22 protein-coding genes and 1 pseudogene are annotated in these 23,865 nt (G+C 57.4%); 15 read left to right on the top strand and 8 right to left on the bottom strand.

Annotated elements, in window-relative coordinates; translation table 11 throughout:
- Window positions 1-7: 7 nt before the first annotated feature.
- The 5 genes from lysA to I5S59_RS03940 are packed head-to-tail and all read left to right on the top strand — an operon-like array spanning window position 8 to window position 4,435.
- A complete protein-coding gene (gene lysA / locus I5S59_RS03960) occupies window positions 8-1,255 on the top strand; it encodes a diaminopimelate decarboxylase (RefSeq protein ID WP_197875480.1) in 1,248 nt (415 codons plus the stop codon).
- 4 nt (window positions 1,256-1,259) lie between these two features.
- Window positions 1,260-2,090: a diaminopimelate epimerase gene (dapF, locus tag I5S59_RS03955; protein WP_197875479.1), complete on the top strand. Its 831-nt coding sequence runs from the start codon at window positions 1,260-1,262 to the stop codon at window positions 2,088-2,090.
- 13 nt (window positions 2,091-2,103) lie between these two features.
- A complete protein-coding gene (locus tag I5S59_RS03950; RefSeq protein WP_197875478.1) occupies window positions 2,104-2,841 on the top strand; it encodes a DUF484 family protein in 738 nt (245 codons plus the stop codon).
- Complete coding sequence (gene xerC / locus I5S59_RS03945; RefSeq protein WP_197875477.1) at window positions 2,841-3,740, top strand: tyrosine recombinase XerC; 900 nt, start codon at window positions 2,841-2,843, stop codon at window positions 3,738-3,740. Before I5S59_RS03950 ends, xerC begins: the two co-directional genes overlap by 1 nt.
- Window positions 3,737-4,435: an HAD family hydrolase gene (locus I5S59_RS03940; protein ID WP_128321868.1), complete on the top strand. Its 699-nt coding sequence runs from the start codon at window positions 3,737-3,739 to the stop codon at window positions 4,433-4,435. The genes xerC and I5S59_RS03940 overlap by 4 nt, the downstream gene beginning before the upstream one ends.
- A gap of 63 nt (window positions 4,436-4,498) precedes the next feature.
- On the opposite strand, the gene sutA is transcribed toward I5S59_RS03940, so the two are convergent.
- The 3 genes from sutA to glnK all read right to left on the bottom strand — a co-directional run bounded on the left by sutA (window position 4,499) and on the right by glnK (window position 7,007).
- A complete protein-coding gene (gene sutA / locus I5S59_RS03935) occupies window positions 4,499-4,822 on the bottom strand; it encodes a transcriptional regulator SutA (RefSeq protein WP_128321876.1) in 324 nt (107 codons plus the stop codon).
- A 474-nt stretch (window positions 4,823-5,296) separates the two neighbouring features.
- Window positions 5,297-6,628: an ammonium transporter gene (locus I5S59_RS03930; RefSeq protein WP_197875476.1), complete on the bottom strand. Its 1,332-nt coding sequence runs from the start codon at window positions 6,626-6,628 to the stop codon at window positions 5,297-5,299.
- Window positions 6,629-6,668: 40 nt separating this feature from the next.
- Window positions 6,669-7,007 (bottom strand): P-II family nitrogen regulator, encoded by a 339-nt coding sequence (gene glnK / locus I5S59_RS03925; protein WP_002555808.1) that lies wholly within the window; start codon window positions 7,005-7,007, stop codon window positions 6,669-6,671.
- A gap of 407 nt (window positions 7,008-7,414) precedes the next feature.
- Between glnK and I5S59_RS03920 the strand changes: the two genes are divergently transcribed.
- Genes I5S59_RS03920 through I5S59_RS03910 form a run of 3 tightly spaced genes read left to right on the top strand, consistent with a single transcriptional unit; the run spans window position 7,415 to window position 10,454 of the window.
- Window positions 7,415-7,678 carry an accessory factor UbiK family protein gene (locus I5S59_RS03920; RefSeq protein ID WP_028942418.1) on the top strand — a complete coding sequence of 88 codons (264 nt, stop codon included), beginning with the start codon at window positions 7,415-7,417 and terminating at the stop codon, window positions 7,676-7,678.
- A 25-nt stretch (window positions 7,679-7,703) separates the two neighbouring features.
- Window positions 7,704-9,491, top strand: a complete 1,788-nt coding sequence (locus tag I5S59_RS03915) for a monovalent cation:proton antiporter-2 (CPA2) family protein (RefSeq protein WP_197875475.1) — start codon at window positions 7,704-7,706, stop codon at window positions 9,489-9,491.
- Between the two features lie 51 nt (window positions 9,492-9,542).
- Window positions 9,543-10,454 carry a LysR substrate-binding domain-containing protein gene (locus I5S59_RS03910; RefSeq protein ID WP_197875474.1) on the top strand — a complete coding sequence of 304 codons (912 nt, stop codon included), beginning with the start codon at window positions 9,543-9,545 and terminating at the stop codon, window positions 10,452-10,454.
- 134 nt (window positions 10,455-10,588) lie between these two features.
- On the opposite strand, the gene I5S59_RS03905 is transcribed toward I5S59_RS03910, so the two are convergent.
- From I5S59_RS03905 to I5S59_RS03890, 4 genes are all read right to left on the bottom strand, one after another.
- Window positions 10,589-12,427: an amidohydrolase gene (locus tag I5S59_RS03905; RefSeq protein ID WP_197875565.1), complete on the bottom strand. Its 1,839-nt coding sequence runs from the start codon at window positions 12,425-12,427 to the stop codon at window positions 10,589-10,591.
- A 218-nt stretch (window positions 12,428-12,645) separates the two neighbouring features.
- Window positions 12,646-13,212, bottom strand: a complete 567-nt coding sequence (locus tag I5S59_RS03900) for an antibiotic biosynthesis monooxygenase (RefSeq protein WP_197875473.1) — start codon at window positions 13,210-13,212, stop codon at window positions 12,646-12,648.
- Window positions 13,213-13,303: 91 nt separating this feature from the next.
- Window positions 13,304-13,933, bottom strand: coding sequence for an isochorismate family cysteine hydrolase YcaC (gene ycaC, locus I5S59_RS03895; RefSeq protein ID WP_128321881.1), 630 nt, complete (start codon window positions 13,931-13,933; stop codon window positions 13,304-13,306).
- A gap of 589 nt (window positions 13,934-14,522) precedes the next feature.
- Complete coding sequence (locus I5S59_RS03890; RefSeq protein WP_232239558.1) at window positions 14,523-14,909, bottom strand: hypothetical protein; 387 nt, start codon at window positions 14,907-14,909, stop codon at window positions 14,523-14,525.
- Window positions 14,910-15,115: 206 nt separating this feature from the next.
- Between I5S59_RS03890 and I5S59_RS03885 the strand changes: the two are divergent.
- The 5 genes and pseudogenes from I5S59_RS03885 to I5S59_RS03865 form a co-directional block, all read left to right on the top strand.
- A pseudogene (locus I5S59_RS03885) lies at window positions 15,116-15,352 on the top strand (magnesium chelatase domain-containing protein); the annotation flags it as partial.
- 101 nt (window positions 15,353-15,453) lie between these two features.
- A complete protein-coding gene (locus I5S59_RS03880; RefSeq protein WP_197875472.1) occupies window positions 15,454-16,734 on the top strand; it encodes a tyrosine-type recombinase/integrase in 1,281 nt (426 codons plus the stop codon).
- 74 nt (window positions 16,735-16,808) lie between these two features.
- Window positions 16,809-18,410 carry a hypothetical protein gene (locus I5S59_RS03875; protein ID WP_197875471.1) on the top strand — a complete coding sequence of 534 codons (1,602 nt, stop codon included), beginning with the start codon at window positions 16,809-16,811 and terminating at the stop codon, window positions 18,408-18,410.
- Between the two features lies 1 nt (window position 18,411).
- Window positions 18,412-20,436: a hypothetical protein gene (locus tag I5S59_RS03870; protein WP_197875470.1), complete on the top strand. Its 2,025-nt coding sequence runs from the start codon at window positions 18,412-18,414 to the stop codon at window positions 20,434-20,436.
- A complete protein-coding gene (locus tag I5S59_RS03865) occupies window positions 20,429-20,833 on the top strand; it encodes a hypothetical protein (protein WP_197875469.1) in 405 nt (134 codons plus the stop codon). Before I5S59_RS03870 ends, I5S59_RS03865 begins: the two co-directional genes overlap by 8 nt.
- Window positions 20,834-21,083: 250 nt before the next feature.
- Here I5S59_RS03865 and I5S59_RS03860 read toward each other — a convergent pair whose 3' ends face one another.
- Complete coding sequence (locus I5S59_RS03860) at window positions 21,084-21,365, bottom strand: helix-turn-helix domain-containing protein (RefSeq protein ID WP_197875468.1); 282 nt, start codon at window positions 21,363-21,365, stop codon at window positions 21,084-21,086.
- Window positions 21,366-22,319: 954 nt separating this feature from the next.
- Between I5S59_RS03860 and I5S59_RS26635 the strand changes: the two genes are divergently transcribed.
- Together I5S59_RS26635 and I5S59_RS03850 are read left to right on the top strand one after the other, a co-directional pair.
- Complete coding sequence (locus tag I5S59_RS26635; protein WP_420066432.1) at window positions 22,320-22,511, top strand: antitoxin Xre/MbcA/ParS toxin-binding domain-containing protein; 192 nt, start codon at window positions 22,320-22,322, stop codon at window positions 22,509-22,511.
- 254 nt (window positions 22,512-22,765) lie between these two features.
- A complete protein-coding gene (locus I5S59_RS03850; protein ID WP_197875466.1) occupies window positions 22,766-23,842 on the top strand; it encodes an ArsO family NAD(P)H-dependent flavin-containing monooxygenase in 1,077 nt (358 codons plus the stop codon).
- The last annotated feature ends 23 nt before the right edge of the window (window positions 23,843-23,865 follow it).

Here is a 23,865-nt window from a genome sequence, read left to right as displayed (position 1 = left end):
GTACCCCATGGACGCTTTCAACTACCGCGACGGTGAACTGTTCGCGGAAGGCGTGGCCCTGTCGGCCATTGCCCAACGTTTCGGCACACCTACCTACGTCTACTCGCGCGCCCACATCGAGGCCCAGTACCGTAGCTATGCCGATGCCCTGCAGGGTGTCTCGCACCTGGTCTGCTTTGCCGTCAAGGCCAACTCCAACCTCGGCGTGCTGAACCTGCTGGCCCGCCTGGGCGCAGGCTTCGCCATCGTTTCCGGTGGCGAGCTTGAGCGTGTGCTGGCCGCTGGCGGCCGTGCCGATCGCGTGGTGTTCTCCGGGGTTGGCAAAACCCGTGAAGACATGCGCCGCGCTCTGGAAGTCGGCGTGCACTGCTTCAACGTCGAGTCCACCGACGAACTGGAGCGCCTGCAAGTGGTGGCAGCCGAGATGGGCCTGCGTGCCCCGATCTCGCTGCGGGTCAACCCGGACGTCGACGCCGGCACCCACCCGTACATCTCCACCGGGCTCAAAGAAAACAAATTCGGTATCGCCATTGCCGATGCTGAAGAGGTCTACATCCGCGCGGCCCAGTTGCCGAACCTGGAAGTGGTCGGTGTCGACTGCCATATCGGCTCGCAGCTGACCACCCTGGAACCCTTCCTCGATGCCCTCGACCGCCTGCTGGCGCTGATCGACCGCCTCGGCGATTGCGGTATCCACCTGCGTCACCTGGACCTGGGTGGCGGTGTCGGCGTGCGTTACCGTGATGAAGAGCCGCCGCTGGCGGGCGACTACATCAAGGCCATCCGCGAGCGCCTCGGCGAGCGTGACCTGGCCCTGGTGTTCGAACCCGGCCGCTACATCGTGGCCAACGCCGGCGTCCTGCTGACCCGCGTCGAATACCTCAAGCACACCGAACACAAAGACTTCGCCATCGTCGATGCGGCGATGAACGACCTGATCCGCCCTGCCCTGTACCAGGCCTGGATGAACGTCACCGCCGTGCAACCGCGCGCGGGCGAAGGCCGTACCTACGACGTGGTCGGACCGATCTGCGAAACCGGCGACTTCCTGGCCAAAGAGCGCACACTCAACCTGGCCGAAGGCGATCTGCTGGCGGTGCACTCGGCGGGCGCCTATGGTTTTGTCATGAGCTCGAACTACAACACCCGTGGCCGCTGCGCCGAAATCCTGGTCGACGGTGACCAGGCCTTCGAAGTGCGCCGCCGCGAAACCGTAGCCGAGTTGTTCGCCGGCGAAAGCCTGCTGCCGGAGTAAACCCATGCTGCTGCGTTTTACCAAAATGCATGGGCTGGGCAATGACTTCATGGTCCTCGACCTGGTCAGCCAACATGCGCACATCTTGCCCAAGCACGCCAAGCAATGGGGTGATCGCCACACCGGTATCGGCTTTGACCAGTTGCTGATCGTCGAGGCGCCGAGCAATCCGGAAGTGGATTTTCGCTACCGGATCTTCAACGCTGACGGATCTGAGGTCGAGCAGTGCGGCAACGGTGCGCGCTGCTTCGCCCGCTTCGTGCTGGACAAGCGCCTGACCACGAAAAAGCTCATCCGCGTCGAAACCAAAGGCGGCATCATCGAGCTGGACGTGCGCAACGACGGGCAGATTTGCGTCGACATGGGGCCACCGCGCCTGTCGCCGGCCGAAGTGCCGTTCGATGCGCCGGCCCAGGCCTTGAGCTATCCGCTGGACGTGGCCGGGCGCCAGGTCGAGCTGGCCGCGGTGTCGATGGGCAACCCCCACGCCGTGATCCGGGTCGACGACATCAACAGCGCTCCGGTTCACGAACTGGGCCCGCAGATCGAACACCACCCGCGCTTCCCGCAACGGGTGAACGTCGGTTTCATCCAGGTCATCGACCGCCACCGCGCCCAGTTGCGCGTATGGGAACGCGGCGCCGGGGAAACCCAGGCCTGCGGTACGGGCGCCTGCGCTGCCGCTGTCGCAGCCATCAGCCAGGGCTGGATGGATTCGCCACTGCTGATCGACCTTCCTGGTGGGCGCCTGTCCATCGAATGGGAAGGCCCGGGCAAGCCGGTGCTGATGACCGGCCCTGCCGTACGCGTTTTCGAAGGACAGGTTCGTCTATGAGTGAGTGCCAACCATGACCGATCAGCCCCAGGCTCCTGCCGAGCAGCCCACCGACCTTCGCGCCGAGGGCTCGACGCCCGCCTTCGGGGCTGACGCCGTGGTGGCCTACCTGCGTGACAACCCGACGTTTTTCGCCGAACACGATGAACTGCTCAGCGAGTTGCACATTCCTCACCAGCGCGGCGACAGCGTGTCGCTGGTGGAGCGTCAGCTCAAGCTGCTGCGCGATCGCAACATCGAGATGCGTCACCGCCTCTCGCAGTTGATGGACGTGGCTCGCGACAACGACCGGCTGTTCGACAAGACCCGCCGGCTGATCCTCGACCTGCTCGATGCCGACAGCCTCGAAAGCGTGGTCATGGCTGTCGAAGACAGCCTGCGCCAGGAATTCAAGGTGCCCTTCGTCAGCCTGATCCTGTTCGGCGAGGCCGCCGCGCCGGTCGGTCGCTGGGTCAACAGCGCCGACGCCCAGCAAGCCATCGGCGGCCTGCTGTGCAGCGGCAAGACCGTCAGCGGCAACCTGCGCGATCACGAGCTGGATTTTCTGTTTGGTGAAGAGCAGCGCAAGGAAGTCGGCTCCACCGCCGTCGCCACCCTGAACCACCAGGGCCTGCATGGTGTGCTGGCCATCGCCAGCCGTGACCCGCAGCACTACAAAAGCAGCGTCGGCACCCTGTTCCTCAGCTACATCGCCGAAGTGCTTGGCCGCGTGGTACCACGCTTTACCCAGACCCTGCGCCCGGTGCGCTGATGGAGCGCCAGCTCCAGGCCTTCAGTGCGCACCTGCGCACTGAGCGCCAAGTGTCCGAGCACACCCAACTGGCGTACCGTCGCGACCTCGAGACGGTTCTGGCGTTTTGCGCCAAGCAGCACATCGACAGCTGGAATGCCCTGCAGATCCAGCACCTGCGCCAGCTCATTGCCCGCCAGCACCATCAGGGGCAATCGTCGCGCAGCCTGGCGCGCCTGCTCTCGGCCGTTCGGGGTTTTTACCGCTACCTCAATCGCGAAGGCCTGTGCAGCCACGACCCGGCCAACGGTCTTTCGGCGCCCAAAGGTGAGCGGCGCCTGCCCAAGACCCTGGACACCGACCGCGCATTGCAACTGCTCGAAGGCGCAGTGGAAGATGATTTTCTCGCGCGCCGCGACCAGGCCATGCTTGAGCTGTTCTACTCCTCTGGCCTGCGTCTGTCCGAGCTGACCAGCCTCGACACCGACCAGCTCGACCTCGCCGCAGGCCTGGTACAAGTACGTGGTAAAGGCAGCAAAACCCGGGTGTTGCCGGTCGGTCGCAAGGCCCGCGAAGCCCTCGAACAATGGCTCGCGCTACGCGGTATCAGCGCCCCCCAGGACAACGCCGTGTTCGTCAGCCGCCAAGGGTGCCGCCTCGGCCCTCGAGCGATTCAATTGCGCGTGCAGGCGGCGGGCGAGCGCGAGCTGGGCCAGAACCTGCACCCGCACATGTTGCGTCACTCGTTCGCCAGCCACTTGCTGGAGTCGTCCCAGGACCTGCGCGCCGTGCAAGAAATGCTCGGCCATGCCGACATCGCCACCACCCAGATCTACACTCACCTTGATTTCCAGCATCTGGCCGCCGTCTATGACAGCGCCCATCCTCGGGCAAAACGCAGCAAGGGCAGCGATTCATGAGCATCAAGCTGATTACGTTCGACCTCGACGACACCCTGTGGGATACCGCCCCGGTCATCGTCAGCGCCGAGGCCGTGTTGCGCGACTGGCTCGCGGCGAATGCCCCCGACCTCGGTGCGGTGCCCGTCGAGCACCTGTACGCCATCCGTGAGCGCCTGGTAAGCGCCGAGCCTGGCCTGCGCCACCGCATCAGCGCCTTGCGCCGCCGCGTGCTGTTTCACGCCCTCGAAGATGTCGGCTACAGCGAAAACAAGGCCCGCGAGCTGGCCAATGAAGGCTTTGAAGTTTTCCTGCATGCCCGCCATCAGGTCGATATCTTCCCTGAGGTCCAGCCGGTGCTGGAGATTCTGCGCCACACCTACACCCTGGGGGTGGTCACCAACGGCAATGCCGACGTGCGCCGCCTGGGGCTGGCCGACTACTTCAAGTTCGCCCTGTGTGCCGAAGACATCGGGATCGGCAAACCCGACCCGCAACCTTTCCTCGAGGCGCTGCGCCAAGGTCAGGTCGAGGCTCAGGCAGCCGTTCATATCGGCGATCATCCCGGCGACGACATTGCCGGAGCCCAGCGCGCCGGTCTGCGTGCGGTCTGGTTCAACCCGCAGGGTAAGGCATGGGACGCCGACTACCGGCCCGACGCCGAGATCCAACGCCTGTCGCAACTGCCCGAACTGCTCAACAGCTGGCGCAGCTGAACACCGACCCTACGCCCACAAAAAAGCCCGCAGCGACGGCGGGCTTTTTTGTGGGCGGGACACTCAGATAGGGCGGCTGCCGTACTTGTTGTCCGGCTTCTTGGGCGGATCGGCGACCACGTTGGCCTCCACTTCCTGCACCTTGCCACCACGGGACAGGAACTCTTCCATGGCCTTGGCCAGCGCGTCGCGCTCTTTTTGCTTGGCTTCCATGCTAGGCATTTCGTCAACCGAAACGGCCGCCTTGGACTTGCCTTTGGCTACCGGTGCCGGGCTGTCGTCGCCGCTGTCGTCAGAGACGTCATCAGCTGCCGCTTCCAGGCCTTCGTCGCCTTCGTCATCATCGCCTACTTCGAGGTCGTCATTTTCCAGATCGTCGTCGCTCATGTTCTACCTCATGACTTGCGAAAAGCAGATTAGTTATAGACCAGCTGCGCCGGGAATCGACAGCGGCCGGAGAAAATCCATAGGGTCGCGGGTTTGCCGCCACCTCGGGTGCCCGCCAGGTACCTGGTGAGCACCGTGCAGGCCCCGCTCTTGGCAAGGCCTGACGAAATTAAAGAGCTGCCGACAGAAGTCGTCGGCCTACCCTGGCATGATCGGCCCGCTCATTGGCAAGCCTAGCAAAGGGTAACGAAATTTGCGGACAGCTTGTCAGCTCCCTTCGGCGCGCATTCTAGCGCGCTCAGAGAAAAAGCAAAGTGCCTAACTAGCACTCTGAGCTGTAAGTTTTCTGCCTACGTGAGCGGCGTCGGAAAAGTAACGCCAAAAGCGCCGTGGTAAACCGTTTGCGCTGACTGAAAGCGACAAACTGCAGACAAAAAAATGCCCGGCAAGCCGGGCAAATTTTTTCCGAGGCCGTTACAGGTTGTAGCCGCGCTCGTTGTGTTGCGCCAGGTCGAGACCGACCGACTCTTCTTCTTCGTTGACCCGCAGGCCCATCACCAGGTCCAGGACCTTGAGGATCACGTAGGTGACGATCGCGGTGTAGATCACGGTAAAGCCCACGCCCTTGGCCTGAATCCAGACTTGCGCGCCGATGTCTTCCACGGTGCCGAAGCCACCCAGTGCGGGGGCAGCAAACACACCGGTGAGGATCGCACCGACGATACCGCCGATACCGTGCACGCCGAAGGCATCCAGGGAGTCGTCGTAGCCGAGCTTGCGCTTGAGGCTGGTGGCGCAGAAGTAGCAGATCACACCGGCCACCAGGCCGATCACCAGGGCGCCCATCGGGCCGACAGTACCGGCCGCCGGGGTGATGGCGACAAGGCCTGCGACCACGCCCGAAGCGATACCCAGTGCGCTTGGCTTGCCGTGGGTCAGCCACTCGGCAAACATCCAGCCCAGGGCGGCGGCGGCGGTGGCGATCTGGGTCACCAGCATGGCCATGCCGGCAGTGCCGTTAGCCGCAGCAGCGGAGCCTGCGTTGAAACCGAACCAGCCGATCCACAGCATGGCCGCGCCCATCAAGGTGTAACCGAGGTTGTGCGGCGCCATCGGCGTGGTCGGGAAACCTTTGCGCTTGCCCAGCACCAGGCAGGCTACAAGCCCGGCAATACCGGCGTTGATGTGCACCACGGTGCCGCCCGCGAAGTCGAGTACGCCCCAGTCCCACATCAGGCCACCGTTGCCGCTCCACACCATGTGGGCGATCGGTGCGTAGACCAGGGTGAACCAGATGGCCATGAAGATCAGCATGGCCGAGAACTTCATGCGCTCGGCAAAGGCACCCACGATCAGTGCCGGGGTGATGATCGCGAAGGTCATCTGGAAGGTAATGAAGACCGCCTCGGGGAACAATGCCGTCGAAGAGGTGAGGCTCGCTGGGGTCACGCCGGCAAGAAACGCCTTGGAAAAACCGCCAACGAAGGAATTGAAGTTGACCACGCCCTGTTCCATACCAGTGGTATCGAACGCCATGCTGTAGCCGTACACCACCCACAGAACGCTGATCAGGCCGGTAATCGCAAAGCACTGCATCATCACCGACAGTACGTTTTTGGAACGCACCATACCGCCGTAAAACAGCGCCAGACCGGGAATGGTCATGAACAGCACCAAGGCTGTGGCGGTCAACATCCAGGCGGTGTCGCCGGAGTTGAGGACCGGGGCTGCCTCCTCTGCCAGGGCCATGCCGGGCATTACGAGGGACAAAAGGGCTCCTAGCCCTGCGAATTGACGCAGAGTCATATTGTTATCTCCTGGGGCGTTGGGGTTTGGTGAGGCTGTTTTAGATCGCGTCGGTATCGGTTTCGCCGGTACGGATGCGAATCGCCTGCTCCAGATTGACCACGAAAATCTTCCCGTCACCGATCTTGCCGGTGTTGGCTGCCTTGGTAATCGCTTCGATGACCCGGTCCAGATCCTTGTCGTCGATGGCGACGTCGATCTTCACCTTGGGCAGGAAATCGACCACATACTCTGCGCCGCGATACAGCTCGGTGTGACCCTTCTGACGACCGAAGCCTTTGACTTCAGTGACAGTAATGCCCTGCACGCCGATTTCGGACAGCGACTCGCGCACGTCGTCCAGCTTGAACGGCTTGATGATGGCAGTGACTAGCTTCATGAAACTTTCTCCCGAATTGGTGGACTTGCCCCAGGAAAACAAACCCGACTCAAGTCTAAGCGCAGCGCCTGGCTTTGTAACGCACCGTCGACCTCTTCTCCCCGGTCGACACCAGAAACCGCTCCTGACGAAACAGCGTGATGCTCCGCCTGCACCCTGCCTCGTCACGGTGACTGCATCAGTGCATGGGTCACCAAGGTCTTTGCAGAAACCTTGCCAGATCTACTAAGTCTCCCAATTACAGGCACTTGCGATAACACCCGGCGCTTGGCCAGTCGCCAGCACCGTTTGCCTGCACAACAACGGTGCGCCGCGTTCCGTTGCAATGCGCAAAAAGCGTGCAGCGCAAGCACGCCAATACTGCGTGTTACACTGGCGCCCCTCTTGGATACAGCGGATAGCCGAACATGCTCGCGCCCAAAGCCTTTCTCGACGCCCTGAGCGACCAAGCCTCGCGCCTGTTCAGCGGTGACACCTCGCAACCTCGCGCCGAACTCGAAAGCCAGTTCAAGGCCCTGCTGCAAAGCGGCTTCAGCAAACTGGAGCTGGTGAGCCGGGAAGAATTCGACAGCCAGATGGTGGTGTTGGCCCGTACTCGTGCCCGCCTTGAGGCGCTGGAAGCCAAGGTTGCTGAAATGGAAGCACGCCTGAGCCCTCCAGCCGCCGAGTAAACCCTGCGTTCAAGGAGGACGCGCAATGCCAGATGAAGGCAGCCTTCTGCAAACTGCGGTGATCTTCCTCCTGGCCGCCGTCATCACGGTGCCGCTGGCCAAGCGCCTGCAGCTTGGAGCGGTGATCGGCTATCTGCTGGCCGGCGTGGTGATCGGGCCGCAAACCCTGGGTCTGATTCGCGACACCCAAAGCGTTGCGCACATCTCCGAACTGGGCGTGGTCCTGCTGCTGTTCATCATTGGCCTGGAGCTCTCGCCCCGGCGCCTGTGGCTGATGCGCAAGTCGGTGTTCGGCGCCGGCCTCGCCCAGGTACTGCTGTGCGGCGCGGCGATCGGCGCGATTGCCTTTTTCGGCTTTGTCCAATCGCTATCAGCCGCGGTCGTGGTCGGCCTGGGCCTGGCGCTGTCGTCCACGGCCCTGGGCCTGCAGAGCCTGGCCGAGCGCAAGCAGCTCAATGCCCCGCATGGGCGCCTGGCCTTTGCCATCTTGCTGTTTCAGGACATCGCCGCGATTCCGTTGATTGCCTTGGTACCGCTGCTCGCCGCCAACGGCCCGGATACCGGCCAGGGCGACAGCCTCCAGCACGCCCTGAAAGTGTTTGCCAGCATCGCCATCGTCATCGTTGGCGGTCGCTACCTGTTACGCCCGGTGTTCCGCACCGTGGCCCGCACCGGCCTGCCGGAAGTCTCCACCGCCACCGCATTGCTGGTGGTGATCGGTACCGCCTGGTTGATGGAACAGGCAGGCGTCTCGATGGCCCTTGGCGCGTTCCTGGCCGGCATGCTGCTGGCCGACTCGGAATACCGCCACGAACTGGAATCGCAGATCGAGCCATTCAAGGGGCTGTTGCTGGGACTGTTTTTCATCAGCGTCGGCATGGGTGCCAACCTGAGCATCCTGTTCGAGACCCCCGGCCTGCTGCTTGGCCTGACCTTGCTGCTGGTGGCGGTAAAGCTGCCGCTGCTGGTTGTTGTCGGTCGCACCGTCGGCGGCCTGGGCGCCGCCAGTGCGATACGCCTGGGCGTGGTGTTGGCGGCCGGTGGCGAGTTCGCCTTCGTGGTGTTCAAGCTGGGCAAGGACCAAGGCCTGTTCGATGCTCATACCTATGACCTGCTGTTGATGACCATCACCCTGTCGATGGCCCTCACGCCACTGTTGATGCTGGCCTGCACGCGCCTGCTCAAGCGCCCGCCTGTGCCTCACGAAGTGCCTGAGCAGTACAAGACCATCCAGACCGATGCGCCGCGGGTGGTGATCGTCGGCATGGGCCGCATGGGCCAGATTGTTTCGCGCATTCTGCGTGCGCAAAAAATCCCGTTCATTGCCCTCGACACCTCGGTGGATGCCATCGAGATGACCCGCACCTTCGAGCAGGCCCCGGTGTTTTACGGCGACCCGTTGCGCGCCGAGGTGCTGCATGCCGCCAAGGTCGGCGAAGCCGAGTACGTGGTGATCACCACCGATGACCCGGAGATCACCACCCGCACCGCAGAACACATCAAGCGCCTGTACCCGCAAATGAAAGTGCTCGCCCGCGCACGCAACCGCCAGCATGTGCACAAGCTCACCGATGTCGGCGCCGAACCGATTCGCGAAACTTTCTACTCCAGCCTGGAAATGACCCGTCGCGCCCTCGTTGGCCTGGGCCTTACCCGTGAGCAGGCTGCAGACCGCATACAGCGTTTCAGCGAGCATGACGAACAGCTTCTGGAAACCCAGGGCCGCGTACGCGATGACCGCGCCAAGGTCATGCAGAACGCCAAGGAGGCCCGGGTGGAGCTGGCACGGTTGTTTGAGTCCGACTCAAACTGATCGCGCGCAAGCAGTTGAAGAGCACCCTGGCGTCTTAATGGAGAACGACCGTTGGAAGACCTCAACTCCCTCTACTTCTTCACCCAGGTGGTGGAACACGGCGGTTTCGCCCCAGCGGGCCGGGCGCTGGACATGCCCAAGTCGAAACTCAGCCGGCGCATCGCCGACCTTGAAGACCGGCTTGGCGTACGGCTGCTGCACCGCACCAGCCGCCACTGTTCATTGACCGAGATCGGCCAGGAGTATTACCGCAGTTGCCTGGCGATGCGGGTAGAGGCCGAGGGCGCCTCCGAAGTGATCGAGCGCAACCGCAGCGAGCCGCGGGGGTTGGTTCGCATCAGCTGCCCGACCACCCTGCTCAACTCCTGGGTGGGCCCGATGCTGACCCGCTACATGCACAAATACCCGCTGGTCGAGCTGTTCATCGAAAGCACCAACCGCCGCGTCGACCTGCTGCACGAGGGGTTCGACGTTGCACTGCGGGTACGCTTCCCGCCGCTGGAAAACACCGACATGGTGATGAAAGTGCTGTGCAACAGCACCCAGTGCCTGGTGGGCCAGCCGGCGTTTCTTGATCAATTGCCCGAGGGCTTCGATCCCTTGTTGCTTGGCGATTTGCCCAGCCTGCACTGGGGCGGCAACCAGCGCGAATACCAGTGGACACTGTTTCAGGGTGAAGACATGAGCCGCAGCCTGGTGATCCCGCACAGGCCACGGATCGTCACCGATGACCTGTTTGCCCTGCGTCATTTCGTGGTGGCCGGGGTGGGTATCGCTCACCTGCCGCGGGTGGCCGTGCGTGAGGAACTGGCCGCAGGAAAGCTGGTGGAACTGCTGCCGGGATGGCACCCGCGCTGCGGCATCGTCCATGCGATCTTCCCGTCGCGGCGCGGCTTGCTGCCGTCGGTGCGCTCGTTGATCGATCACCTGGCCGAAGAATTTGCCGTCAGTGACATGGCTTGAGATCAGAGGCTGTAGTTGGGGCTGCTACGCAGCCCATCGCAGGCTTCGCCTGCTCCCACAGTTTCAAGGCAAGTAGTTAACACTGTAGGAGTAGGCGAAGCCTGCGATGGGGCGCATAGCGCCCCTTTTCTGCATCAGAAAGCGAAGCAGGAACAGCCCAGTGCCCCCCAGAACCCCTGGTAGTCATTGACCGGCACACTGGAATGCCGTGCCTTTTCATGGCTGTGTGCATGCACACCACACGGCCCGACACACTGGTGCAGGGCGGCCGCCAGCGGCGCGCCCGCACGCCAGTGCCCGGGTACCTTGGTGACCGGCGACCACTCGGGCAACACCGGCAGTACTGAAGGGCCGTACTTGTCGAACTCTTCGGCGCCATACACCACCTTGCCATCGACCACCGTCAGCACCGACTCGATCGACTTGATCGAGTCTTCATCGACACTGAAGTAGTCCAGCGACAACGCCGCCAGGTCGGCAAACTGGCCCACCTTGATCTGGCCCTTCTTGCCCTGCTCGCTGGAAAACCAGGCGCTGCCCTGGGTGAACAGTTGCAATGCGGTGTCACGGCTCAAGCCCTCCTCGTGCAGCGCCAGACCACCAACGGTCTTGCCGCTGACCATCCAGTACAGCGCTGTCCACGGGTTGTAGCTGGACACCCGCGTTGCATCGGTGCCGGCTCCCACCGGGACGCCTTCGGCGAGCATGCGCTGGATCGGCGGGGTCTTCTCCGCGGCCTTGGCACCGTAACGGTCGACAAAGTACTCGCCCTGAAAGGCCATGCGGTCCTGAATGGCGATACCACCGCCAAGCGCACGCACACGTTCGATGTTTTTCGGGGTGATGGTTTCGGCGTGGTCAAAGAACCACGGCAAGCCGTTGAACGGGATATCGCGATTGACCTTCTCGAACACGTCGAGCATGCGCGAGATGGACTCGTCATAGGTCGCATGCAGACGGAACGGCCAACGCTGCTCGACCAGATGGCGGACCACTGGCTCCAGCTCCGCCTCCATGGTTTGCGGCAGGTCCGGGCGCGGCTCGAGGAAATCCTCGAAATCGGCGGCTGAGAACACCAGCATCTCACCCGCACCGTTGTGCCGGAAGAAATCACTGCCATCGCCCGGCTTGACCTTCTGGGTCCAGTTCTTGAAATCGGCGAGTTCTTCCTTGGGCTTCTGGGTGAACAGGTTGTAGGCGATGCGCACCGTCAGCTGGCCGTTGTCGGCGAGTTCCTGAATCACCTGGTAGTCGTCAGGGTAGTTCTGGTAGCCGCCACCGGCATCGATGGCGCTGGTCAGACCGAGGCGGTTGAGTTCGCGCATGAACTGGCGGGTCGAGTTGACCTGGTACTCCAGCGGCAGCTTCGGCCCCTTGGCCAGGGTGGCATAGAGGATCGTGGCGTTGGGCCGGGCGATGAGCATGCCGGTCGGCTCGCCACGGCTGTTGCGCTGAATCTCGCCACCGGGCGGGTTGGGCGTGTCTTTGGTGTAGCCCACTGCCTTGAGCGCCGCACGGTTGAGCAGGGCGCGGTCATACAGGTGCAGCAGGAACACCGGGGTATCGGGCGCCGCCTGGTTGATCTCCTCCAGAGTCGGCATGCGCTTCTCGGCAAACTGGAATTCGTTCCAGCCACCGACCACGCGCACCCATTGCGGGCTCGGCGTGCGATCGGCCTGGTCCTTGAGCATGCGCAAGGCATCGGCCAGCGATGGCACGCCTTCCCAACGCAGTTCCAGGTTGTAGTTGAGGCCGCCACGGATCAGGTGCAGGTGCGAGTCGTTCAGGCCCGGGATGACCGTGCGCTGCTTGAGGTCGATCATCTGCGTGGCATCGCCACGGTGTGTCATGGCCTCGGCATCAGTGCCCACAGCGAGAAACCGGCCATCCTTGATGGCCACTGCACTGGCTGTAGGCTTTTCACGGTCGACCGTGTGCAGCTTACCGTTGAACAGGATCAGGTCGGCAGTCATGGGAGCTCCTTGCGTGGATGCGTGGGCGGAACCGGCTGAGCCGGCAAACGGCAGTGCGGACCAAAGCGCGCCAGCGGCGCCGAGCACGGTACTGGTGGCGAGAAACTGACGGCGACTCTTGTCGTTGGGGTCCTGGCTCATGGTGGTCTCCATGTGAAAACGGCATCGACCGGTTGAGGTTAGCAACGCTGTATTGCACTTGCTGTCACATCGATGCTTCAGCGGCGCAACCAGCCGGCGCAGCGACGGCTCAGCCAGGGCATGATGTAGAACACCACCGGCACAATGATGAACAGGTTGATGATCAGGTTGCTGACCAGCCCATGCCCCAACTGCGGGAAGTAGGCAAACAAAGGCGCCAGCAGCTGGGGCACAATCAAGGTCAGCGGGCAGATCACCAGGTAGGTGAGCACCGCCTGTTTCCAGCGTGGCGGTGGCGGCGTGGTGCTGCTGGGCGGGGTGAACCAGAACTCCGGGTCGTTGTGGACCTGGGTGTGATCGCCCTCTTCAAGCAACGGCAGCACCTCTTCGACCAGTGCCTGACGCTCGGCAGAGTTCACCCAGGCGTGCAGCAGGTCGGCTTCGGCAAAGCGCACCACCGTGGTGAAATGGCGACCGCCGTCATCCGGGCGAATCACGTTGACGTCCAGATGGCCCGGTTGCTGGCGGGCGGTGGCCACTGCGCGCCGCAGCCATGCCTCGTAGCGCGGCAATGCATCGGCACGCGCCTTGTGCTGGATCACCAGGGTTACCACGTTGCGGTTGTCTGGGGTTGCAGTGTTCATCGGCATTCCCTCGGCATGAGCGGCTGGCCGGTGCCCACTGTGTGCCAGTGGGCGGGCCCTGGTCTGTGCAGCGACGCTGTAGCGTTCGGGCTTATTTGCCAGCCGTCAGCGCGTTGTAGCTGGTCATCAGGTTGCGGTAGTCCGGAATGTGGTTCGAGCACAGGGCGGCCAGGCCTTCGATGTCGTTGCGCCAGTCGCGGTGCAGCTCACAGGCCACGCCGAACCAGTTCATCAACTGCGCACCGGCTGCGCTCATGCGGTTCCAGGCGGCATCGCGGGTCATCGCGTTGAAGGTGCCGGAGGCATCGGTGACCACAAACACCTCGAACTCTTCTTCCAGAGCCGACAGCGCCGGGAAGGCCACACACACCTCAGTCACCACACCGGCAATGATCAGCTGCTTCTTGCCTGTGGCCTTCACCGCCTTGACGAAGTCTTCGTTGTCCCAGGCGTTGATCTGGCCCGGGCGAGCGATGTACGGGGCATCCGGGAACAGCGCTTTGAGCTCTGGCATCAGCGGGCCGTTGGGGCCTTGCTCGAAACTGGTGGTAAGAATGGTAGGCAAGTTGAAGAACTTGGCCAGGTCGGCCACGGCCAGCACATTGTTCTTGAACTTGTCCGGCTCGATGTCGCGAACCAGCGACAGCAGGCCGGCCTGGTGGTCGACCAGCAGCACAGCGGCGTCGTCTTTGTTCAGGCGGTTGTATTTGAACGAGGTCATGGTCGGTGCTCCTAAAGGTGGTTGACTCAGTGTGTGTTGGGTGTTTCGCGTTGATGGACACACATTAAATTCATCACCTTTGGAGCGGTAGACGGTGAAATTTGGCTCTAGCGTTCTATTTTATGAACGATTACTGAGTGCAGACCGGGTTGGGTCGGTGGACGTACAAACCACCGCTCGCTGCGAATCGAAAGGTGGCAGCTGTGTGCGGGTTCGCAGACCGGGCACAGGAACCGGCGCACTCTAAAGTGCCCCACGCACAGCCACCATTGACCTGCAATACAAATCGAGTCTGATAAGACTTGTGCAGGGTAAGTGCGTACGGCGGCAACTTCAATGGCGCAGTGCCTTCGATGGTATCGATTCAGAAACTTCTGACACAAACAAGCACAAAGCACGCAAGCCTCTCTTGAATAACAGAAGTATTGCCACCTAAATAGTTGAGAGTATCCATATAGAAAGCACAACAAAAATGAAAGTCGCAAAACAACAACGTGTTACTGACGAAATCGAGACAACCTGCTTGCCCCTGACAAGTCATCTCGGCTTTCGTCATCTCCCTACCACGCAGCCACCCGTTGGCTGGCAGCTATCCTCTGGAGCACGCTTGCGCGGCGTCCAGCAGCCGGCCTTTGTCATACCAGGCATCGCGCTGGTAGGCGGTGTACAGGCTGTGGCCGTTTGTGCTGGAAACCTCGACCAGGCCGTCGGTGGTGCCGGGATTGGTCGAGCCGATGAACAGGTCGGTTTTACCGCCGTTTTCCACCGTGTACGTTGAGGTGTAGCTCTGCACTTCGTCCTTGACGCAGTCGATGTAGGCTTTATCACTCTTTGAAGTAATACCGTCAACGTTATCGCCGCTGGTTCTTATATCAGGGTTGTGTGCACAACCCGCCAGTAGCAGTAAGGCGCACATGAAATAAAATTTACTACGCTTTATAGACATCGGATGTTTGCCAAGTGTCGTGCTTTTCATGGTAATAACTCCAAGCTCGAACTATGGGGCGGATAAAAGTATAGCCAATACTCAACTGAAGCTTTCGGGCTTTAATGAGGCTGCTGTTCATGTGCCCTTGAGTCGTCCGGAAAAACCCGGACGCACTCTTCTCCCGCCTCCCCCCGTTCGCCCCACTATCCTTGCAACGCCGCAGGACGCGGCCCCGTCTAGATCATGGAGCGTTCATGTCACTCGCCCTTGTCCACAGCCGCGCCCAGGTGGGTGTGTCCGCACCAGCAGTCAGCGTTGAAGCCCATCTGGCCAACGGCCTGCCTGCCCTGACGCTGGTGGGGCTGCCTGAAGCCACGGTGAAGGAAAGCAAGGACCGGGTGCGTAGCGCGATCCTCAATTCAGGCCTCGAGTTCCCCGCACGGCGCATCACCCTCAACCTCGCCCCGGCCGACTTGCCCAAAGACGGCGGACACAGGTTAGTTGGCGCTATGGACTAAGCACAGTTGAATTGGCACGCTATGGACAAAGCAGGTAGAGCTTCTCCTCGAAAGCAGAATTAGGATGGCGAATCGTGGCACGTCAAGAATACATACAATTCACACCACATCGTGCCTTAGTGCAATACGGCAAAGTTGAATGGTCAAAACTTTCGGCTTCGCGAATCATCGACGGACTCCCTCAGATATTCTGGTCCAATGGATCTCCATGGCGAGAAGCAAATCTTTGGTTAATGCTCCAAGCTACTCAAGGAAAAAAGGACCCTGCTACCGTAAAGTCCAAGTGTGCATCAATATACGCATACTCCAAATGGCTCGAAGGAACAGGTACCGATTGGCGTGACTTCCCTATTAAAGAAAGCGAAAGATGTTTGGTGAAGTATCGGGGGTTCTTGATCAGATCCAGAAAATCCACATACATAGCACCTTCGACAACCTCTCAACGTATGCGGGTAGTGATCCAGTTTTATCGCTGGCTGAGACACAATAGTCTACTTAGCCCAGAATGGCCGATGTGGAGAGAAAGCTTCATTAATGTAAAAATCAACAATAGTTTTGGCCTAGAGCGGACACTTACAGTTAACACAACAAGCCTGTCCATACCGAACAAATCGTCCGTCGGTGAAAAACTGGAGGACGGTCTTTTTCCTGTTTCTGAACAGGACCGAAAAAAAATATTAGACTTGGCTGCAGAATGCTGCCCTCGTGAAATTCATCTGCTACTTTTGACAGGCTTCTTTACCGGCATGCGAATTCAAACATTAGCAAGCCTGACAATTCAAACACTCGAAGCCGCAGTTGAAGACCCAGCTACTCCTGAGCTCTATAGGATAGCGGTTGGGCCAGGCGCCTTTCCTCCAGTATCAACAAAAAATGGAGTAACAGGCCATATCTGGATTACCAAAGCTTTGCTTAGTGAGCTTTTGAGCTATTGCTATAGTACCGATAGGATATTAAGAGAGTCCAAAGCGTCGAAACATAACAAAAACTTAGTATTCCTAACAAAACACGGCAATCCCTACGCTGACCGCGACAAGGATAGGTCTCCAGCCATTAATGTGGCGATGCATACACTTAGGGCAGTAGGGAAGCAGCGAGGCATAAGCGTTCTCAACACCTTCAAGTTTCATCAAACGCGGTGTACCTTCGCGACAGATTTGACGCGACTAGCTATCAACGCGGGCGGCGCGATTCACGCTATTGGAATAGTTAAAGACGCCTTGTTACATAAAGATGAGTCTACTACCATTAAATACATTAAATTCGTCGAACGCACACCTATCAAGATATCGATGGCTAACGCTTTCACCAAGGCTTTTTTTGAAGCGGCAAATAGTGACGCGTCAAACGTATGAGAAGTCCTCCAGATCTTACGTTTCGCGGCCAGCCATATGGCCGACTTGAAACCCCTTGGAGCTTGAATTCCTTGTTGTACAAGGGTTTGAGTGAGTTGCCGATCGACCAAGCGACCGCCGCCATTGAAGCCTCAGACTTATCACCTCCGCTCCAAGCCCGGGAAGACCTCGCTATTAGGTTCTTCGAGCACCTCCGCGGTGCTCTCACCGCTGGCAAAAGCGGAAAGACAGTAAAATGCTCTTATCAGATTCTAAGATCCCTTTATGCATGGGCAGATAAAAACAACTATGAAATGACCGCAACAACAGTTGAAAGAGTCTTTTTGGATTGGACTGACTGGTTGCTTGACAATAGCAGAGGGAACAGCACGGGTTTGCAAACCGCATTTGGCCGGGCTACACGGATTGCGACAGTGATAGACGGCGTATTAGATCGTGACAGGCGAATCATGAGCTTCTCTCGACTGAGGAAAAAATCCTCGCCCAAAAATTGGGGTAAGGCTGCCGACAAAATTAACTTTGAAAACTTATTTGAAATGGGCAATGTGCTCCTCGACTTGTGCGAGTCCCTATCAGTTGAAAACGTTAAGGGTGATCTACCTGTCATGTTGAAATTTCGAACGGGTGAGACTATCGAACACTGGAGCAAACTAATACCACCCTCAAATCTGAAAGGTGACTGGCACCTTAAAGGCAGCTCTCTCAGAAAAAGAAAGGCGTGGGTCGAAGATAGATCCTGGCGAACCCGGCACCCTTTGATGAATCTGCGAATTGAAGCAGAATTATTAATTTTTGTAGCCCAAACTCAGTCTAATCTTGCGCAAACGCTTGATATGAAAAATGGTAGATTCGCATACCAGAGCTACAGTGGCGGGTATCACTGCAAAAAAATTTTTAAGGATCGCCGACAAGGCGAAGTAGAATTTAATGTATATAGCGAGTATCGGGCTCATTTTGAAAAATACCTAGCTTGGCGTAATGAGCTCTACCCGGAAGACGGTTTGTTATTCCCGCTTTCTTCGCATTTCCATAGGGCCCCGACAACCTCGCCTAATTTTAGGGGGGTTAGAAACGTATTAGAAAAGCTGAATATCCCATACACATCACCAAGACAATTACGACTGTCTAAAATCAATTGGCTATTACGTAAAACGAGAGACCCCGAACTGACGGCTGAGATGGGACAGCATGATGAGCTGACACTTTTGCTTAATTACGAGCAACCAAACCATCAGGCCGCGGCCGCTGAGCTGACCAGATATCATCAGAAAAACGACCCTGCCTTTTCACCTCCAGGGCCAGGCGTGTGCGTCAAAGTCAAGCCCGCAGGTCGTCCTGAAGCCCCCAAAAACCTCCCGAAACCAGACTGTGTGAATCCTGCTGGCTGCCTCTTCTGTGACCATCACAGAGATATAGAAGACTTGGATCACGTTTGGTCTTTAACGACGTATCGCTACCTGAAATCGCTGGAATTAGCGGCACATAGACCAACCGGCGCGACCCGAGATAAACACCCGGCCGAGATGACTATGGAGCGAGTAACAGAGAAGTTAGAATTATTTAAGACTTTACCAAAAATGTCACCATGGGTTGATGAATCAGCCGTTAGGATCGAGGAAGGAAATTACCATCCAAAGTGGGCCGGCTTTGTAACACTTATGGAATTGAGGATGTAGGATGATATCCACAAACAACCGCATGGCGCTCGGACTCAATCTGCCCTTTGTAAACACGAAATCACCGAATTATCGTCCAAAAACATGGCCTCCCAGCGATAATTTTCCTGTAGTGATCGACGCCAACGGATTAGTTGTTAGCCACTATGGTGATGACATATGGGATCTTTCACCTTGGGCAGGAAGAAGTTTGCGATTGAATTTTGTTGAATACAACCGAGGTCGATCAAAGCTATCAGCAAACAGCTCTAAAATGGCGAAACTTATTGCTGCATGGTGGCTATGGGGACCCCGACCAGTAAACAATGCAGGCACGCTGAAATCTCGCTTCACCCACCTATTACCGATTTTCAAGCTCTGCAGTGAGCACGATGTAAATATTGAGAGCCTGTACCGCCACCCAGATATTGTAGATAAAGTGGCATCGTATTTTTCTTCGTCCCATGGCGAAGCAGCTCTTATCCTTTTACATAATTTATTTGAGCAACGCTCGGAGTTCGGGCATGTCATCCTCGACCGAGAATCGCTTCGACGCCTTAGCTCAGCAATTCCGGCACACGAAGGTTCTCAAACTGCCTACATACCACCTAGAATTTGGCTCTATCAAGTTAATCGCTTGAGAGAATTTCTTAATGACTATCAAAAGGTCAGCGTCGGAATTTCGAATTGCTATAATGAATGCATAGCCTTGTATGAAGGCAAGTTTGGATCACTTGATGCCCTATATACTAATGGTAGCGACTCGCGAGACCTTGAAGGGTCCGGCTTTGTTAGGAACTTTGGTCATTTCACGGACTATGCAATCAAACATGGAATCTATGAAAATCTTAAAAAATGGATAGTCGGACCAAACGCCCCTAAAGAAAAATGTACTATTTCAAGCCTAGGCAGTTATATGACGCTTGCGTCCAAGGTAGGTGTGGCTTATCTACTAAACTTCTCTCTAATGCGTATAGATGAAGCGTGGCGGCTGCGTAGCGACTGCCTCAAAATTGAGAAAGACCCGCAACTTGGGCCTATTTATACTATCAGTGGGATCACCACCAAGACTATCAACGACCCGGATGCCCGCTGGATTACTTCTCCGTCAGTGGCCTTAGCCACCTCTACATTAGCTCATGTTGCCAAGTTGAGGACGATCACAGCAAGCAAGCGATCTGGTATTTCTATTCCGCTTGATCAACAGTCAAACCCCCAGCATCACCTAAGGCAATATGAACCTTGGGCTCGAGGAAACGGAATGGATAAACAGTTCACAACCCGCCCCAGTTATTCATCCTACTCGTCCGTATTGAAAAGCTACCCATTACTTTTCAGCGAAGACGAAATCAGGATTAACGAATTAGATCTTGAGTACGCCCGCCTATTGACGCCATCACTTGATAACAGTTACGCAATCGGAAAACCTTGGCCTTTTGCATGGCACCAGCTCCGGCGCACGGGCTCTGTGAATATGCAGGCCTCTGGACTTGTATCTGACGCCTCATTGCAATATCAATTAAAGCATGTCACTAGGGCGATGAGTCTCTACTACGGCCGCGGGTTTTCGAAGGTGAACCTTGATAGTGTAGCCTACTCCACGTACCTCAAGGCGATGTATGAGGTCCTAGGCAAAGAAATCACTAGGCTACTTAGTCCGAGATTTGTTAGCCCACACGGCGATATACGCAAAGCTCAAATACTTAAAATCGTCACGACGACAGAAGCCAATAAGTTAGCGTCGGCAGCAAAAAAAGGGGCTGTCAGCTGGAGAGAGACCCTAGCGGGAGGATGTACCAAGCGGGGGCATTGCTCATTGGGCGGTGCAGATACGCTTGTACATTGTGGTGGTGGACATGGCAAAGGGGCATGCACAGATGCGCTGTACGATCAGGATCGAATACCGCAGCTAATGGAGCTACATGACTTCATCGACGATAGATTGGCTGAAGTTCCGAGAGGCTCTCCATACCATAACTCTTTGGAGCTTCAACGAGTTGCCGTTATCAACATATTAGACACATTGAGGATCTCCAAAAATGGGTAAAGCAGAACTTGCTTTCAGGGAAGCTTTTGAACGGCTAAAGAAAGATGAACCACTGAGGGTGCCAAAAGGCTCTATACTTTCACAAAACTTAGTTGCAAAAGAAGCTGGCACAGATCCGACGGCATTGAAGAAAGCTAGATACCCCGAACTGGTCATAGAGATCCAATCCTGGGTGGCTCACCATGCGGCTCCGGCAGCGCCTTCGCTCCGCCAGGCAGCATTGAAGCAAAGAGAAAAGAATAGAACACTTCGAGAACAGATTGCGGACCTGAAAATTCAGCGCGATATCGTTTGTTCAAAGCTCGTAGAGGCCGATGCAAAAATCTTAGAGCTTACTCTCGAACTGGAAAAACTCAGATCCTCACCGCTTCCTAGCAACGTCACAAGGCTGCGGTAGCTATTACCCATGGAGGTCAAAAATTTCCCACAGACCATGGACAGGAAGAAGGACACTGCAGACCGCGGCAAAGTGTCCATACCTTACTTACAAGCCGGTGGATCGCAAAATTTGCTATGCCGCTGCCCCGTCAAGTCCATTCTTGCTGATCGGTGGTTGCGTCCAACTCGGCCATTGCGCGGCGCAATGACGACCGGCACAGAGCGGCTAAGAGCTGGCCGTCGGAAGAAGCCAACTGCCGGACAGGCACCTACCCTGAATGGTGTGCGAGCTCATTGCGTACGCGCTCGAAAAGTGACTCAAGGTCTGTCTCAGGATCCAAAACCATGAAGGTTTCGACCAATAGGCTAAGCGGATGAACCTCTAATCTTCCTGCAAGCTCTGCCACTTTTTCAATGGTTACATTTTTAATCCCTCGTTCGAGCATGCTGATGTACGTTCTGCTGCTGACTTCACCGAAATCTTCCTGGGTCAGACGTTGACGGAGACGCGTGCTTCGTAATGCAGAGCCAAAGGCTTCCTTCAATTCCATCATCGTTCCCTACAAAAGGTACGATGAAGCCTTTGTGAGCCCTATAGCGCTACAAACTATAGTGTTCATTTGCCCTTGGCAGTATCCTACTCCCCCTTGCAAGCCAATCCTCCAATCGACGTCCACGCTCTCTGACGCCGACTGGTACTGCTTGTTAGCGGCGGTTTTCCCTGACTCAGCTTTGGAGCCATTAGTGATTTTTGTTTTTGACCCCGTGCACCACGATGTACGGACTTCGAGTTATTGTGAGATCGAGGGTCTCTGTTTTATCGTAACAATCATCTGCATTCAGACGGGGCACGAGCGCGCAGCGGTAGTCGAGTGTGCATATGAGCTACGGAATTACTTGCTCACCGCGAAGAATGTTTCAATCAAGCACATACAGCTCATGTCCCCACCATCAATCAACGGACATTGTCACTGGGCCCTTGAAGAGCTCGAGCGAATCGTTATTTACAACGGTGTCGAAACCAATCAAAGTGCCGTGGTCTATCAGACTAAAAACACCAGTTACAAACTTGGAGAACTAGACCTTCGTAAGAAAAACACCACTCGACTACTCTATAACACTCGGCTCCTCCATATGCATAATGCAGAGGCCGTCGCTAAACCCCCTGTGAAATCTACGCCAAGGCTATATGCTGACTTATGAAGTCGGTAAAGTTCCCTATAGAATTTCAATAATGTGCACTATCTAATTCTGCGAGTGGATCTACACATCACAAGCTCTGACTCTGTGGTGAGCGACCACCGCCCTAAGAGCGAGCCCAGTTATGACTTATGGTATTGGCCTAGATCTAGACTTTCTGAATTTAGCTCTGTTTTACGCGCGTTGACAATTGGATATTTAGCTTAACAGTTCTTATTAGGGGGATCCCTCTGAACAAACCACAATTTTTTGAAGCTTGTGCAAAATATCCTATCGAGTGCTGGAGTACTCAGTACTATTCCTTCATGCGAAGGCGCGAGCTGATTTTGGCAATGGCTGAGGAAGCGCTTGGTAGCGCTAAGCTTGCCAAAATCTGGTTTACCCAGCCCGCGTATGGTCTTGGCCAGCTTTCACCCTGCAAACTATTGGAAACCCATAGGGGATACGAGAGTGTGAGAGATTTTTTGGTACGACTCGAACATGGTGTCTACACATAACAATCTAACTGCCACTCTGGCCATTTCCCCGTACTTTTCTTCGCTTTTCAGATGCAGGCATATCGCATAGGCCTATCCCGACCTCCTGCAGACCGTCATGGCAGCCATCTGGATAGTGAGCTTTGGGCCGAAGGCCAGTTGAGCGTTATTGATTTTGCCACAATCCTCCATTCAACCTGAGGAGGTAAGAATGTTAGAAATAAAGTTCGCTATCTGAAAAGATAACCCCTTCACTGGTTCGTTGGAGCGCCCGAATGAAAGCTCATACAAAGCACTTGTGGGATGTGGTTATCATCGGCGGTGGGCAAGCAGCCTTGGCAGCGGCGTATTTTTTACGTCGTACTGGGCTGTCGTTTGTCATTCTCGACGCCGAGCAGGGACCCGGCGGGGCTTGGCGTCACGGCTGGAACTCCCTGCGATTGTTCTCCCCGGCCACTTGGAGCTCCATTCCTGGCTGGATGATGCCTCCGGTGCAGGATGGCTATCCCGCTCGCGAGCATGTCATCGATTACCTGACTCAGTATGAAGCACGCTATCAGTTCCCCATCGAGCGGCCGGTGCGAGTCAACTCAGTCGAGCGAATCGCCGACGCTTTACGCGTGCGTTCGGAGCAGGGTCAATGGGATGCCAAAGCCGTGATCAGTGCTACGGGCACCTGGAGCAACCCCAATATTCCCATGTACCCCGGTGCCGAGTTATTCCGTGGCCAACAGCTGCATTCCGCCTACTATGTTGAACCACAGGCCTTCTCGGGTAAGCGTGTGCTGGTAGTCGGTGGCGGTAACTCCGGAGCACAGGTTCTCGCTGAAGTTTCCAAGGTGGCGGACGCGACCTGGGTTACACCAACTGATCCGCTTTTCCTGCCTGACGATGTGGATGGTCGTGTGCTGTTCGAGAGGGCCACAGAACGCTGGAAAGCCCAGATGGAAGGGCGTGTCATTGATCAGCCCGTAGGCGGATTGGGTGATGTCGTTATGGTGCCGCCAGTGGTCGAAGCGCGTGAACGCGGTGTACTGCATTCTGTACGTCCATTCGTGCGTTTCACATCTAATGGTGTGGTCTGGGCCGATGGGACGGAGACGGTAGTCGACGCGGTGATCTGGTGCACCGGATTCAAACCGGCGTTGGGGCACCTGGCCAGTCTTGGAGTGGTTACCGAGGATGGGCGCGTGGCGGTCGAGGGGACTCGTGCTGTGAGCGAGCCGAGGCTATGGCTGGTGGGCTATGGCGAGTGGACGGGATCGGCGTCAGCGACTTTGATCGGGGTGACCCGTACAGCCCGCAGCACTGTTGCTGAAATCGAACAATTACTGGTAAAGGCGGAGGCATGAGAGCCCCCGCCTGATGGTCGTTG

It is taken from the genome of Pseudomonas alkylphenolica, assembly GCF_016009175.1.
In the GTDB taxonomy this organism is placed as follows: Bacteria; Pseudomonadota; Gammaproteobacteria; order Pseudomonadales; family Pseudomonadaceae; genus Aquipseudomonas; species Aquipseudomonas alkylphenolica_B.
This window is presented reverse-complemented; position numbering and strand designations above follow the sequence as displayed.